Origin of the sequence: Rhodococcus sp. WB9 (assembly GCF_007558985.1) — a bacterium.
GTDB classification, from domain to species: Bacteria; Actinomycetota; Actinomycetes; order Mycobacteriales; family Mycobacteriaceae; genus Rhodococcus_F; species Rhodococcus_F opacus.
This window is the reverse complement of record NZ_CP041769.1, coordinates 1,166,548-1,180,409: the sequence shown is the minus strand read 5'-3', so window position 1 is coordinate 1,180,409 and position 13,862 is coordinate 1,166,548. Positions and strand designations below refer to the sequence as shown.

Annotated in this window: 15 protein-coding genes; 12 read left to right on the top strand and 3 right to left on the bottom strand. The window is 67.0% G+C overall.

Annotation, left to right across the window (positions count from 1 at the left end):
- Positions 1 to 35: 35 nt before the first annotated feature.
- The 10 genes from FND50_RS05690 (at position 36) to FND50_RS05645 (ending at position 8,964) form a co-directional block, all read left to right on the top strand.
- Positions 36 to 1,280, top strand: a complete 1,245-nt coding sequence (locus FND50_RS05690) for an MFS transporter (protein WP_186301243.1) — start codon at positions 36 to 38, stop codon at positions 1,278 to 1,280.
- 72 nt (positions 1,281 to 1,352) lie between these two features.
- The gene (locus FND50_RS05685; RefSeq protein ID WP_144285063.1) at positions 1,353 to 2,549 is read left to right on the top strand and encodes an NAD(P)/FAD-dependent oxidoreductase; all 1,197 of its coding nucleotides are present in this window, start codon (positions 1,353 to 1,355) and stop codon (positions 2,547 to 2,549) included.
- An 11-nt stretch (positions 2,550 to 2,560) separates the two neighbouring features.
- Positions 2,561 to 2,848: a hypothetical protein gene (locus tag FND50_RS05680; protein WP_144285062.1), complete on the top strand. Its 288-nt coding sequence runs from the start codon at positions 2,561 to 2,563 to the stop codon at positions 2,846 to 2,848.
- Complete coding sequence (locus tag FND50_RS05675; RefSeq protein WP_144285061.1) at positions 2,845 to 4,158, top strand: Rieske 2Fe-2S domain-containing protein; 1,314 nt, start codon at positions 2,845 to 2,847, stop codon at positions 4,156 to 4,158. Before FND50_RS05680 ends, FND50_RS05675 begins: the two co-directional genes overlap by 4 nt.
- A gap of 60 nt (positions 4,159 to 4,218) precedes the next feature.
- Complete coding sequence (locus FND50_RS05670) at positions 4,219 to 4,722, top strand: aromatic-ring-hydroxylating dioxygenase subunit beta (protein WP_144285060.1); 504 nt, start codon at positions 4,219 to 4,221, stop codon at positions 4,720 to 4,722.
- 42 nt (positions 4,723 to 4,764) lie between these two features.
- The gene (locus tag FND50_RS05665; RefSeq protein ID WP_260850917.1) at positions 4,765 to 5,088 is read left to right on the top strand and encodes a non-heme iron oxygenase ferredoxin subunit; all 324 of its coding nucleotides are present in this window, start codon (positions 4,765 to 4,767) and stop codon (positions 5,086 to 5,088) included.
- 45 nt (positions 5,089 to 5,133) lie between these two features.
- Positions 5,134 to 5,916 (top strand): SDR family NAD(P)-dependent oxidoreductase, encoded by a 783-nt coding sequence (locus tag FND50_RS05660; protein ID WP_144285058.1) that lies wholly within the window; start codon positions 5,134 to 5,136, stop codon positions 5,914 to 5,916.
- Between the two features lie 89 nt (positions 5,917 to 6,005).
- Entirely contained in the window at positions 6,006 to 6,926 is a 921-nt protein-coding gene (locus tag FND50_RS05655; RefSeq protein ID WP_144285057.1) for an LLM class flavin-dependent oxidoreductase, read from the top strand.
- A 5-nt stretch (positions 6,927 to 6,931) separates the two neighbouring features.
- Entirely contained in the window at positions 6,932 to 8,257 is a 1,326-nt protein-coding gene (locus tag FND50_RS05650) for a CdaR family transcriptional regulator (RefSeq protein ID WP_144285056.1), read from the top strand.
- Positions 8,254 to 8,964, top strand: a complete 711-nt coding sequence (locus FND50_RS05645; RefSeq protein WP_144285055.1) for an SDR family NAD(P)-dependent oxidoreductase — start codon at positions 8,254 to 8,256, stop codon at positions 8,962 to 8,964. The genes FND50_RS05650 and FND50_RS05645 overlap by 4 nt, the downstream gene beginning before the upstream one ends.
- Positions 8,965 to 8,987: 23 nt before the next feature.
- On the opposite strand, the gene FND50_RS05640 is transcribed toward FND50_RS05645, so the two are convergent.
- Positions 8,988 to 9,773 carry an SDR family NAD(P)-dependent oxidoreductase gene (locus FND50_RS05640; protein WP_144285054.1) on the bottom strand — a complete coding sequence of 262 codons (786 nt, stop codon included), beginning with the start codon at positions 9,771 to 9,773 and terminating at the stop codon, positions 8,988 to 8,990.
- Positions 9,774 to 9,896: 123 nt separating this feature from the next.
- Here FND50_RS05640 and FND50_RS05635 point away from each other — a divergent pair, with 123 nt between their 5' ends.
- The gene (locus FND50_RS05635) at positions 9,897 to 10,943 is read left to right on the top strand and encodes a phosphotransferase family protein (RefSeq protein WP_144285053.1); all 1,047 of its coding nucleotides are present in this window, start codon (positions 9,897 to 9,899) and stop codon (positions 10,941 to 10,943) included.
- On the opposite strand, the gene FND50_RS05630 is transcribed toward FND50_RS05635, so the two are convergent.
- On the bottom strand, positions 10,906 to 11,937 hold the full coding sequence (locus tag FND50_RS05630; RefSeq protein WP_144285052.1) for an NADPH:quinone oxidoreductase family protein: 1,032 nt from the start codon (positions 11,935 to 11,937) through the stop codon (positions 10,906 to 10,908). The two genes, FND50_RS05635 and FND50_RS05630, sit on opposite strands and share 38 nt — an antisense overlap.
- Positions 11,938 to 11,957: 20 nt before the next feature.
- Positions 11,958 to 12,410 carry a MaoC family dehydratase gene (locus tag FND50_RS05625; protein WP_144285051.1) on the bottom strand — a complete coding sequence of 151 codons (453 nt, stop codon included), beginning with the start codon at positions 12,408 to 12,410 and terminating at the stop codon, positions 11,958 to 11,960.
- A 150-nt stretch (positions 12,411 to 12,560) separates the two neighbouring features.
- On the opposite strand from FND50_RS05625, the gene FND50_RS05620 reads away from it, so the two are divergent.
- Positions 12,561 to 13,823, top strand: a complete 1,263-nt coding sequence (locus FND50_RS05620) for an acyl-CoA dehydrogenase family protein (RefSeq protein WP_144285050.1) — start codon at positions 12,561 to 12,563, stop codon at positions 13,821 to 13,823.
- Positions 13,824 to 13,862: the final 39 nt, after the last annotated feature.

Below are 13,862 nucleotides of genomic sequence, written 5' to 3'. Positions count from 1 at the left end.
CGTTTCACCCCCTCGCGAACCCTAGGACGTGTTCGATGGCTTTGCCGCACACTGTTTCGACCGGAAAGTCACCCACCCCCACGACGGTGCTGCGGGGAACCGGTCGTCGTGACCGGACCTGGTTCTCGATCTGCGCGACGATATTCGTGATCGCGTGGGGCGGTAATCAGTTCACGCCGTTGCTGACCATGTATCGGGCGCAGCGCGGGTTCAGCGAACTCGCCGTCAACACGCTGCTCTTCGCGTATGTGGTCGGCTTGATACCTTCGCTTCTGCACGCACATCGACTCGCCGAGCGGTGGGGCCCCCGGGCGCCCCTGGTCCTCGCCGTGCCCGCGAGCGCACTGGGTTCGATCCTGGTCGCGGCCGGGTCGCACAACCCCGCGCTGATGTTCGCCGGACGTATGTCGACCGGCATGGCACTGGGCATCGGGATGGTCGTCGGTGGACTGGCGCTCGACTCGCTCACGACCACCCCCGGCCGTGCTCCGCGAGCGTCGGCAATGAGCCTCACGAGTGGTTTCGCAACGGGTGCGGGTACAGCGGGCGTCCTTGCGCAGTGGGCTCCCGCGCCGACCACTGCGGCTTACGTCCTGCACGTGATCCTCTGCGCTGCCGGTGCGGTGCTGATCGTGCGTTTCGCGCCGAAGACAGCACGCACACCGGCGGTACGGTCGGGAACGGCGCGGACGCGAATACCACTCCCCGCCGCATTTCATCTCCTGGTGATCCCCGCGGCTCCGTGGATCTTCGGCGCGCTGGGTATCGCCTACGCGGTCCTCCCGTCCATCGTGGCGTCCCAACTGGACGGCTTCACCACTGCTTTCTCCGGGCTACTGTGCCTGCTCAGTTTAGGACTGGGCTTCTTCGCGCAGCGGCTGGTCGGAACCACGGCAGGGCGGACGGGTCCGGCGCGGGTGACAGGAGTGGCGCTCGTCGTCACCGGCATGCTCGCGGCCGCCTGCGCGGCGGCAACCGAGGTGCTCTGGCTGGCCGTGGTCGCCGCATCGGTGCTGGGGATCGGCTACGGGTTGACGTTGGTCGGATGCCTGCGCGACTGTGAGCGATTGGCTCCGCCCGGCCGGTTGGGGACCATGACCGGGCGGGTCTACTGTCTCGGCTACCTGGGGTTCGGGTTGCCGACCGCGATCGCCTGGCTGCACAGTTCGTTCACGATCGGCACGACGGCAATATTGTTGTGTGTGGCCGCGGTGGCTGTCGTATCCAACGCTGGAGGTGCGGCCGTTCTGCGCTTCGTGCGACGAGTGCATCCGGGCTGATCTGCACTCAGGGGTGTTCCAGCGGCCGGAACTACGCACCACCTGGGCTCGCGACGTCGCTACGTTTCGACTATGTCCTTCCTGATCGTCGGCGCCTCGGTTGCAGGCACCAGAACAGCAATCGCTCTGCGGCAGCGCGGTTTCGCCGGGCGCATCGTGCTCCTGGAAAGCGAGGAGCACTGGCCGTACGACAAGCCCCCGCTGTCCAAGGATCTCCTCGCCGAGGGAGATGTTCCGGACGTCCCGCGACTCCTCACCCCCGAACGCGCAGAGGAGTTCGACCTCGACGTCCGGCTGGGCGTGCACGCCACCGGCCTCGATCCGGCACGGCGGGTGGTGCTCACCCACACCGGCGAGCAGTTCTCGTACGAGCAGTTGGTGATCGCTACCGGCGCCCACGCACGCGCCCTGCCGATTCCGGACGCTCCGGCCGGGGTTCACACGCTGCGCACGCTCGACGACGCGACGGCCCTACGAGGGGCTCTCGCCGGCGGGCCCCGTGTGGCCGTGGTGGGGGCCGGATTCATCGGCGCCGAATTCGCCTCCGCGGCGCGGGGGCGGGGACTCGACGTCACCCTGATCGAGGCACTCGACGTCCCGATGAGTCACATCTTCGGCGACGAGGTCGGCCACGAGATCTCCTCGATCCACACCCTGGGCGGGGCAAAGCTCGTCACCGGAGCGCGGGTCGAGCGTTTCGTCGGCAGCGATCGGGTCGAGGGAGTCGTGCTCGCCGACGGAACGGAAGTACCCGCCGACCTCGTCGTCGTCGGCGTCGGCGCAGTGCCGAATACGCGGTGGCTCGAGGGAAGTGGGCTTCCCATCGACGGCGGGGTGCGGTGCACCGACCGCTTCGAGGTCGACGGCTTCCCGTCGATCTTCGCCATCGGTGATCTCGCTCTGCGCCGGCACCCACTGTTGGGTGTCACTGCTCGGATCGAGCACTGGACCAGCGCCGGCGAGCAAGCCGACGCCGTCGCGGCGATCGTCACCGGTGCCGAGCCCTCTGCCGCGCAGCTTCCGTACGTGTGGTCCGACCAGTACGGCTCCCGGATCCAGATCGTCGGGATGCCCTCGCTCGGCGCACTCGCCCATCGCGAGGGGTCGATCACCGAGGGCCGGTTCCGCGCCGTGTACACCGACGCCGACCACAGGCCGATCGCCCAGGTCAGCGTCAACGACGCCCGAATGGTCGCTGCATTTCGCAAGAACCACCGTCGCGGCGGGAGTCTCGAGGACCTCGTCGGCGAACAGACTCCCGCCCGATAAGGAAGGCACCCATGCGTCAGATCGAGCATTTCAAAGGCGGCCCGGACAAGATCCTTCACATCGAGACCGAGGGCTGCAAGGTCAACGTAATCATCGGGACCCACGACCTGAGCAACGAGGTCTTCACGACCGTCGAAATTCTGCCCGCCGAACCGGACGACGACGGAAGAAACTGGATGGCAATCGGTCCCACCGCGGTTCTCGTCGTTCCGGCCACGGGCTCCGATCCCGACAGTTGGCTCTTCCGAGACCTCGCCGCAGCCAACCCGACACCTCACCAGAATGGATCCTCCTCATGACCGCAGAGCAGTTCATCATCGACGACCGCGAGAACAACCTCTTCCGGGTCAACCGTGAAGCCTTCACCTCTGACGACGTGTTGCAGCGCGAGCGAAAAGAGATTTTCGGCAAGACGTGGCTCTATGTGGGTCACGAGTCCGAAATTCCCGGCAAGAACGACTTCCAGACCCGGGACGTCGGCGGCCGGCCGGTGATCTTCAACCGCGACCGCCACGGGGACGTCCGGGTGCTGCTCAACACCTGCCTGCACCGCGGGTCCTCCGTCTGCCGGCACAGCTCCGGCAACGCCAAGATCTTCACCTGCTTCTACCATGGCTGGGCGTACCGGAACTCGGGCGAACTGGTCAACGTGCCCGGCAACGAGGACTACAAGAGCGAGCCGGCAGCGGTGTACAAGGGTCTGCAGTCCCCCGCACAGGTCGACTCCTACCGCGGGCTCTACTTCGTGAACTTCGATCCCGACGCACCGGATCTGCTGACGTTCCTCGGTGAAGCCCGCTACTTCATCGATCTGGCAGCCGATCAGTCCCCCGAAGGCGTCGCCATCCTGGAGGGAACGCACAAGTATTCGCTGAAGGCCAACTGGAAGCTCCTCGTCGAGAACAGCATCGACGGATATCACGCCAAGTCCGTCCACCACACCTACTTCGAGATGATGATGGAGCTCGGTGCCACACCCCCGATGCTCGGTAAGGACACCGTCAACGGTGTGGCACCGGCCGGTATGGGCACCGAGTTCCCGAACGGGCATGCAACACTGATGTATCCGGCCAACGCACTGCCGCTGGCGACCGACAGCGTCAAGCAGACCCTCGCCGGCCTGCGGTCGCAGGCCGAGCAGGCCTTCGGCGAGAACTACGCCAACGCGATGTTCGGTCTCGCACGAAACTCGGTGTTCTTTCCCAGCCTCATCCTGATCGACCTCAGCTTCGGATTGACGCTGCGCACCTTCTACCCGGTCAGCGCTTCGGAAACCCTCGTCACCGGCTGGCAGATCATCCCCAAGGGTGTCGACGAGGAGTTCGTCAAATATCGCATCAACAACGCGCTCACGTTCTGGGGACCGGCGGGGCTCGCAACCCCGGACGACGTCGAGGCGCTCGAGCAGGCCCAGAAGGGGTTCGGCGCACGCGGCGAGGTCGGCTGGTCCGACGTGTCGAAGGGAATGGGCAAGCCGGTCCCGGCGGCCAACGACGAACTGCAGATGCGGTCGTGGTGGCGAGAATGGAACAGGCGCATCACCGGAGAACAGCTCCCCACCGAGGGAACGTCCTTCGTCCCCTTCGACAAACAGGGTGTCGATGCCTGACCTCGCTGGATCACACCGAATCATCCACAACGCAGCTCGTCATGCCAGAAGGATATCCCTATGACTTCCGTGTCGGAGACACCGTCCATCACCACTCGTAGCGCAGTCGAAGAGTTCCTCTTCCACGAAGCCGGCCTGATCGATCGATGGCGGCTCGAGGAGTGGCTCGACCTGTTCACACTCGATTGCACGTACGAAGTGCCCGCCACGGACCGTCCGGATGCAGACCCCGGTCTCACGTGGTCGCTCATCCACGACGGTCGCACCATGCTCGAACAGCGCGTGATCCGCCTCAAGAAGCCCGAAGCGCACGCCGAGTTTCCGCATTCTCAGACGAGCCGGATCGTCGGCAACGTGCAGATTCTCGACGAAACCGATGAATCGATCTCCGTCACCGCAAATTTCATCATCAACCGGGCAAAGGCCGCCAAGTTCGACACGTACGTCGGCCGATACGAGTACGAGCTCGTCCCCCGGAACTCGTCGTTCCTGATCCGTCGAAAGCGTGCCGTTCTGGCTCACGACATGCTCGATCCCCAGGGCAAGATCAGCTTCATCATCTGAACGCATCCGCGCTTTACGAGAGGGCCGACCATGGCACCAGAAATGTCCACCGAAGCACTGATCTTCGCGTGCAACGCGGACGATCTGACCGATGGCGAAAACCTCCGGTTGGACGCGGATGGCGGGATCGCCGTCTATCGCGTCGACGGCGAGTTCTTCGCCACGTCCGATTCCTGCAGCCACGAGAAGTGGTCGCTGGGCGAGGAGGGCGAACTCGAGGGGCACGAGGTGCTCTGCACGCTCCACATGGCCCGCTTCGACGTCCGCACCGGGGCGCCTCTGTGCTTTCCCGCCGTGCTGGCACTGAAGAAGTACCGCACCGTGGTGACCGACGGCCGGGTGTACGTCGCACCGAACGAAGACTGAACAGTTTCGCGCCCAGCGCATTCCAGCGGAAGGTAGTACCCCCACATGAACAGGTTCAAAGGCCGGACCGCGATCGTCACCGGGGCCGGCAGCGGAATCGGCCGCGCCATCGCCGTGCGACTCGCGGATGAGGGCGCGGATCTCGTCCTCGGAGATCTCAGTGCGAACGCGGTGGAGGCGGTGGCCGAACACCTCCGGCCCGGCAACGCGGCGTCGGTGACAACGGTGGTCGGGGACCTATCGCGGCGGGAGGACGCCGCCGATCTCGTCCGGCGGACGGTCACCGAGCGAGGCGCGGTCGACGTGTTGGTGAACTGTGCGGGCGGCGGTGTCATTCTTCCCACCTTCGATCACACCGAGGAGACGCTGCGGGCCACCATCGACCGCAATCTCTGGACGACCCTGTACACCACGCTCGAAGCACTCCCCCACATGGTCGACGCCGGGTACGGCCGGATCGTCCACATAGGTGCGGAGTCCGTGCGGAACGGTCTGTACCGTCATGCGATCTACAACGCCGCGAAGGGCGGGGTTCACGCCTTCGGAACGGGGCTCGCCCGCGAGTTCGCGGATTCCGGCATCACCGTGAACACGGTCGCCCCGGCGTGGATCGAGACGCCGGAGGCGGCCGCGAAGTTGGCGTCCGCGGCCCCCGAAGTGAAAGAGGATATGGCGGTCTTCGGCGCCCAGATGCGCAACCTCATCCCGATGGATCGACCGGGAACAGTCGAGGAGGTCGCTGCGGCGGTTGCCTTCGTCGCTTCGGAGGAGGCCTCCTACGTGACCGGTCAGGTGATCAGCGTGAACGGCGGCAGCTCGATGCTGTGACCGCGACGTGCCCGGTGTCCACCCCGCCCTTGCCACAGCCAGGGTAGAAAGTTTATGGTCAGTCCATTCGCATGAGAGAGGAGATCAGCGTGTCGATCAGAGTGGGATTGTCGGTCACCGATGCACTCCTCGTGCCGAAACCCGCAGATCGGCGGCTTCTTCTCGATTCCGCGGCGGAGGCGGGAATCGACCACATCACCGTCGGCGACCACATCAGCTTCCACGGTGGGACCGGGTTCGACGGCATGGTGTCGGCCACGTCCGTGCTGTCGACCCACGACACGTTGTCGGTGATCATCGGTGTGTACCTGCTCGGACTGCGGCATCCGATGCTCGCCGCCCGCCAGATCGCGACGCTGTCGCAGATAGCGCCCGGCCGGCTGGTCCTAGGTGCCGGTGTGGGCGGTGAGGACCGCTCCGAGATCTCGAACAGCGGCGTCGACCCCAGCACCCGCGGCCGTCGACTCGACGAGACCCTCGAGGTGTTGCGCGCCGTCCTCACCGGCGAGGAAGTGACGCATCACGGTGAGTTCTTCACCCTCGACCGGGCACGCATCCTGCCGGCGCCGCAACCGGCTGTCCCGATCCTGATCGGTGGCCGCGGCGACTCCGCGATCCGCCGGACCGCGCGCTACGGCGACGGCTGGCTCGGCATCTTCTGTACCCCGCGACGCTTCGCCGAAACCCGTACCGCCATCCTCGACGCGGCCGCGCGGGAGAACCGGACTCCCGAATCGTTCGGCGTCAACGCCTGGTGCGGACTCGACACCGACGCCGAGACCGCGGATCGACTGGTCGGCGACAAGATGCAGGCGTTGTACCAGTTGCCGCGGGAGAAGTTCCGCCACCTGGCCCCCGCCGGCACGCCCGAGCAGGTCGCCGAGTGGCTCAGTGCCTTCGTCGAGGCAGGCGCCGACAACATCACCCTGGTGCCGGCAACCACGTCGATGGAAGCGGCCATCGAGCACACGGCCTCGGTCCGCGCGCTGCTCCTCGAGCATCATCGCTGACGTCGATGTCCACCGCAGACGAGGGCGCCGGCCGTAAGCATCTGCCGCTGAGCGTGTTCGACGAACTTCTCGACGACGCCGCCGTCGCGGTCGACTGCCTGTCCGCGATCGTCCGGGTCTGCTCGGAGACCACCGGCAAAACGGTGACCCTCTTCGATCGTCAGGGACATTCCGTCGCGTCCACCCGGCCCGGAGCCAGTAGACAGGCGACGTTCCCGCCACTCCGAGAGATTCTGCGTGGGCACACCGTCGCCTCGCCGCCCACCGCGGACCCCGTGTTGCTGGCGGCCGAACTCGGCACCGGATTGTCTCGGCGGAAGCTCCTCAGCGCCGTCGTCGAACGCGGCGAACACCTCGGATGGCTTGTCGTGGACGAATACCCCACGCCGTTCCAGCCCACGGACGAGTACGTGACATTGCGCTGCGCCCGCCGCATCGGAGCGCAGTTCCTCACCCAGCGTCGCATCACCCGAGTGGCCTGGAACGCGCGGTCGAACTTCGCCCGGCAACTCGTCCGGGGTTCCGGCGCCTGGAAGGATCTCGCGGCAGGCGCCGAGTATCTCGGCGTGAACGTCCACGCACACCGCGCCCTGGTCTACGTCCGCGATTCCTCGGGCGCGCCCGAAGATCTCGACCGTTCCCTCGCCGAGTACACCGAGCGGGCCCTCGGCCTGGAGGTGCTGTCGACGCGGGGGTCGGAGGGAATCCTCCTGCTCATCGAGGCACCACCGCAGGTCGCGTCCGCCACCGTCGTCGGGCGCATCACGTCGGTGCTCGAGACCGCGGCCGCCGAGTTGAGCCCGGCGAGCGGTCTGATTGCCGGGGTGTCGTCGGTGTACGAACCCGAGTCGTTCGCCCGCGCCTACCGGGAGGCGCGGGAGGTGGTGCGCTGCATCGACCGTTTCACTCACGGCACGGGAGACCGCGTCCTCGCCGTCGACGACCTGGGACCGGCCCGGCTGTTCCTCGCGAACGGCGAGGTCTCGGCGATCCGGCACTTCATCGACGACATGCTCGGCCCACTCCTGGACGACGACGCCGCGTCGACCGAACTGATTCGCACCCTCGCCGTCTGGTTCGAGCAGAATCGCGGGATGCGCCGCACCGCCATCCAATTGGGTGTGCACGAGAACACGGTCCGACTCCGGTTGTCGCGGGTGCACGCCCTCACCGGACTCGACGTCACCGGTGACGCATCCCATCAATTGAGCATCCAGACCGCGCTTCTCGTCCTCCGATTGCGCGACCATCCGGCCTTCCACATCGAAAGCCGTTGCGCCGACGCGAGGGACGATTCCGCGCCGCTTCCCGACGAATGGAGATCCGCATGACCGACCCGCGCCGCCGCAAGGCCCTGGTGACCGGTGCCGCACGCGAGGGCAGTATCGGCAAGGCCATCGTTGCGCGGCTCGAGGCCGACGGGTTGGACGTGGTCACTCTCGACCGCTCACCGGGATGCACGTATCAGGCCGACATCTCCGTCGACGAACTGCCGCCACTCGACGACATCGACGTGTACGTCGCGAACGCCGGATTGACGACGATGTTCGGTGCCGCGCACAGCTTGTCGATCGACAAGTGGCGAAAGGATCTCGACGTCAATCTCACCGGGACGTTCCGCGTGCTCCAGCAGTGCCTGCCGGGGATGCGGGAACGGCGGTACGGACGTGTCGTCGTCATCTCCAGTACCGCAGGCACACAGGGCATGCCGGCCCAGATCTCCTACAGCACCACGAAGGCCGGCCTGCTCGGTCTGGTCAAGACCGTTGCGGCCGAGAACGTCGCCCTGGGCATCACCGCCAACGCCGTCCTTCCCGGAATGACCGCCAGTTCCGGCATCCTGTCCATGCCGCAGGACATCCAGGACGCGTGGCTCGCATCGATGCCCAACGGCTTCGTCGACCCGGCCGACATCGCGGACGCCGTCGCGTTCTTCGCCTCCCCCACCGCCCGCAGCGTCACCGGCCAGTTCCTCACCGTCGACGCCGGCGACGGCCTGAACACCCGCACGGTCACGTCCTCGGTGGCGCAGCGCTGATGGGGTGACACCGGGCGGGGTGCTCAGTTCACCAGCACGCCGCCGTCGACGGGGAGACTCACCCCGGTCAGATACGCGGACGCGTCGCCCGCCAGGAACACCACGACCGCGGCGATGTCTTCGGGGTCGCCGATGCGTCCGAGGGGAATCTTGGCGTCGATGATCTTGCGCTTGTAATTCTCGCTGTAGTGCGCGGTCGCCTCCGACGGAAAGACCCCCGGCAGAACGGCATTGACGCGAATGCCGCTCGGCCCGAGTTGCGCGGCGAGGTCGCGGGTCAGGCCGAGGACGGCCGCCTTGCTCGCGCTGTATGCGGCGGCGGGCATCTTCGCCGTCGTGAGTGCCATGACGCTGGAGACGTTCACGATCGAACTGCCTGCGCCCATCACCCGCGCGCACGCCTGGATCATCCAGTAGGAGCCGTGCAGGTTGACGTCGACGACGGACCGGAAGTGGTCGGGCGGATCCTGCGTCACGTGGTGGTACTCGCCGCCGGTGCCCGCATTGTTGACGAGGACGTCCACCGTTCCGAATGCCTCGATGGCGGCGTCGACGAGCCGATTGCACTGATCCACCTGCGTGACGTCGGTCTCCACCGCCACCGCGCAGGGGTTGTATTGCCGCACCAACTCCGCGGTCGCGGCCAGTTTGTCGCCGCGCCGGGCGCCGAGGACGACGTCCGCGCCCGCCCGCGCCAGCGCGAGTGCGTAGGCCACGCCGAGACCGGAGGATGCTCCTGTCACGATCGCCACCTTCCCGCGCAAGGAGAATCGCTCCAGCATGTTTCGGTCATCGGCGGTATTCGGCATTGTCAAGCTCTATCACGGCCTCGGGTGGCTGCCGAAGAGTCACACGAGCCGCCACTGGAGATTTCTTCAGCGACCGCCGTGCCCGTGCTTGCGGGACCGACGGGCCGGTCCGATGGTGGATTCGTGACGGAATTCGACGTGAACTCGCTGACCACACGGGCAACCGCGACGGCAGGCCGCGTGTGGCCGGGATCTGTGGTGTCCGCGCCAACGCCGCTGCCGGGTGGCGTGTCGAGTCTGACCTACCGGGCCACGCTGACCCGACCGGGCCTGCCCGACACCGGCATCGTCCTCAAGATGGCACCGCCCGGACTGGACCCGGTCCGCAACCGCGACGTCCTCCGCCAGGCGCGCATCATCCGCCTGCTCTGCGCCGCGCCCGGTGTCCGCGTACCGTCGATTCTCTTCGAGGAGGACGGGACACCCGAACGGCCACCGTTCTTCGCCATGACGCTGGTGGACGGCCAGTCCTACGAACCACTCCTCGACGTCGCCGATTCTCCCCCCTCCTCCGGCACGGTCGCCGTCCGTGCCCGCGCGGCCGCCGGGATGCTCGCACGGATGCAGAACCTCGACCCCGTCGCGCTGGGCGTGGGAGACGAACCCGTCGTCACGGTCGCGGACGAACTCGGCCGCTGGCAGCGACTCCTCGACACCGTCGACGACGACATCGCACCGCGGCACGCCGAACTCCATGCCGCCCTTGCGGAACGGATCCCGGCACCGGTCGCACCCACCCTGCTGCACGGCGACTACCGACTCGCGAACATGCTCTTCTCCGGCGAAGACCTCGCCGCAATCATCGACTGGGAGATCTGGTCCGTCGGCGACCCCCGCACCGATCTGGCGTGGTTGCTGATGCACACCGACCCGGTCCACCGGTTCCGGCGTTCCCGTCCCGCGACCGATGTCCACGCCGGCACCGGGATGCCGTCCCGCGGCGAACTACTGGGTGCCTACCGCGCCGAGCGTGACGTCCCGGTTCCCGACCTGGACTGGTTCCTCGCCTACTGCCACTACAAGACGGCGTCGACCCTCTCGGTCTTCGTCAAACGCAACCGGAAGCGCGCCGATCCGGACCCGGCCCTGGTCGTCGCCGCCGACAGCCTCGCCGACGTGATCGAGCGCGGACTCACCGTCCTCGGGGCACCGGTGGCACCTCGGGCGTGACGCCCCCCGGAACCACCACCTCGACGACAACCTTCCCCGTCGCGGCGCGGTCGTCGAGCGCGCGCAGGGCGGTCGCCGCCTGCTCGAGGGGGAACGTCGCCCCGACGTACGGCCGGATCCGTCCCTCGGCGGCGAGCGTCTCGACGGCGTCCCGGACCATCCGCAGCGTCCCGGGATACTCGGTTTCCATGTTGTCCATGGTGATTCCCGTGACGGTGAGGTTGCGGTGCAGGAGGCGGTTGACCTTCACGGTCGGGATCGAACCTCCGGTGAATCCGACGACGACGAGTCGGCCGCCCTGACGTAGCGCGCGGAGCGAGTCGGTGAACCGGTCGCCGCCCACCGGGTCGATCACCACGTGGACGCCGCGCCCGTCGGTCAGGTCGCGGACGTCGTCGAGCCAGGGCCCGTCCGACCGGACCACCGCGTGTGCACCGCACCGCCGGGCCACCGCGGCCTTCTCGTCGTTCGAGACCACAGCGATCGCCTTCGCGCCGAACGTCTTGGCGAGGTCGAGTGCGGCGGTGCCCACCCCGCCCGCGGCGCCGTGCACGAGGACGTACTCCCCCGGCTGAACCTGCGCTCGATGCAGCGCGTACCAGGCCGTCGAGTAATTCATGTACAGCGCAGCCCCTTCCACGAACGACATCGCCGCCGGGAGCTTCACCGTGTAGTCGGGCAGAGCCAGGGCACGGTCGGCGAGTGCTCCGTGCCAGACGATTCCCCCGACCCGGTCGCCCGGCCGGAAATCGGTGCCGGCCGGTGCCTCGACCACGACACCGGCGAATTCGCTGCCACATACGTATGGTGTCGGCACGCCGTTCTGGTACTTGCCCCAGGTCTGCAACGGGTCGATGAACGACAGACCGGCGGCGTGCACGTCGACCAGAAGCCGCTGTCCGTCCGCCCGGGGGTGGGCGCCGACAGGTTCCGGTACTTCTGCCAAGGTGACGGCCTCCGGGCCGGTCAGTTCCTCGACGACGACTGCGCGCATGGACGTCACTCTCCTCGTGTTCAGTGGAAGTAGGCCACGACCGCGTCCGCGACGCAGGCGGGCTTGTCGGAATCCTCGATCTGGAAGGTCTGCCGGATCGTGAACCGGTATCCGCCGTCGATCGGCCGCGCATCCTGCAGTCGCGCCGTCATGCGGATCCGTGCACCGACCCGGACGGGATTCAGGAACCGCACCGTGTCGAACCCGTAGTTGAGGCCCAACGAGTGCCCGTTCATCTCGAAGATCTCGTAGAGGAACTTCGGCCCGAGCGACAGGGTGAACATCCCGTGGGCGATCGTGCCGCCGAATCCGGCCTCCCGGCCCCGCTCGGGGTCGAGGTGGATTCGCTCGAAGTCCTGGGTGTCGTGCGCGAACGCCATGATGCGGTCCTGGGTCACGTCGTACCAGTCCGTCGTGCCGAGGTCGGTGCCGACCCTCGCGACCAACTCGTCGATACCGTTCAGCTTCAGCATTCCCGCATGCAACCACGGAATTCCCCACGATCGGTGGAGTCGTCCTGACCGCACTGGAGAAATCAACAGTGCGGCGCGCCGACCTCCTGGCCGCGGATCCCGTCGCTCCCTAGCGTCCGAGACATCGGATCCCGAATCGGAGGACGCCCCATGGACTGGACCATTCCCGACGACGTGCAGCAGTTCGTCACCGACCTCGACGCGTTCATCGACCGTGAGATCGCACCGCTCGAGGCCGAGCACCCGCAGTTCTTCGACCACCGCCGCGAGTACGCCCGCACCGACTGGGAGCGGGACGGGTTTCCGAAGCAGGAATGGCGCGAGTTGCTGCTCGAGGCACGGCGTCGATCCGATGCCGCCGGCTTCTTCCGGTTTCCGCTGCCCAAGGCGCTCGGCGGGAACGACGGCAGCAACCTCGCGATGGCCGTCGTCCGCGAACACCTCCTCACCCGGGGCTCGGGTCTGCACTTCCCGCATTCCGACGAGGCGTCGGTGGTCGCGAACCTGCCGCTCGCCCTCGTGCTGCACGAATACGGCACTCCCGAGCAGCGGGAGCAGTACCTCGAACCGCTGATCCGCGGTGACATCGAGATCGCGTTCGGACTCACCGAGCCGGGGCACGGCAGCGACGCGACGTATCTGGAGACGACGGCCCGGCGCGACGGCGACGACTGGGTGATCACCGGGGCGAAGCGCTTCAACAGCCTGGTCGACTGTTCCGAGGTCGACCTCGTGTTCGCACGCACGTCGGGGCAGGCGGGCAAGGCGGACGGGATCACCGCGTTCCTCGTGCCGACGGACGCGCCCGGCTTCTCGGTGCCGTTCAACCACTGGACGTTCAACATGCCCAGCGACCATTCGGAGGTCCATCTCGACGACGTGCGGGTGCCCGCGGGAGCCGTGGTCGGCGAGGTCGGCCGCGGACTCGACTGCGCCCAGCTGTTCGTTCACGAGAACCGCATCCGGCAGGCGGCCTCGTCGCTCGGCGCCGCGCAGTACTGCATCGACGAGAGCGTGCGGTACGCGCAGGAACGGGTCGTCTTCGGCAAGGCGCTGCACGAACACCAGGGCGTCCAGTGGCAGCTGGTGGAACTGCAGACCGACGCCGAACTGATCCGCAACACCATCTACAAGACCGCGGCGATGATGGACGAGCTCGGGAAGACGGCCGTCACCGACAAGGTCGCGATGGTGAATCTGCGCAGCAACCAGCTCGCGTGCCGGGCCGCCGACCGCGCGATCCAGATCCACGGCGGTGTCGGATACACCCGCCACAAGCAGTTCGAGCACATCTACCGCCACCACCGCCGCTACCGCATCACCGAGGGCACCGACGAACTGCAGCTGCGCCGCATCGCGAGCAGGATGTTCGACTTCGGATCACCGCGGGGAACGACTGTGGGAACCGCTTAGCCCAGTTTGGTCTGTCCTTTACATTTGGCCAGTCCATAT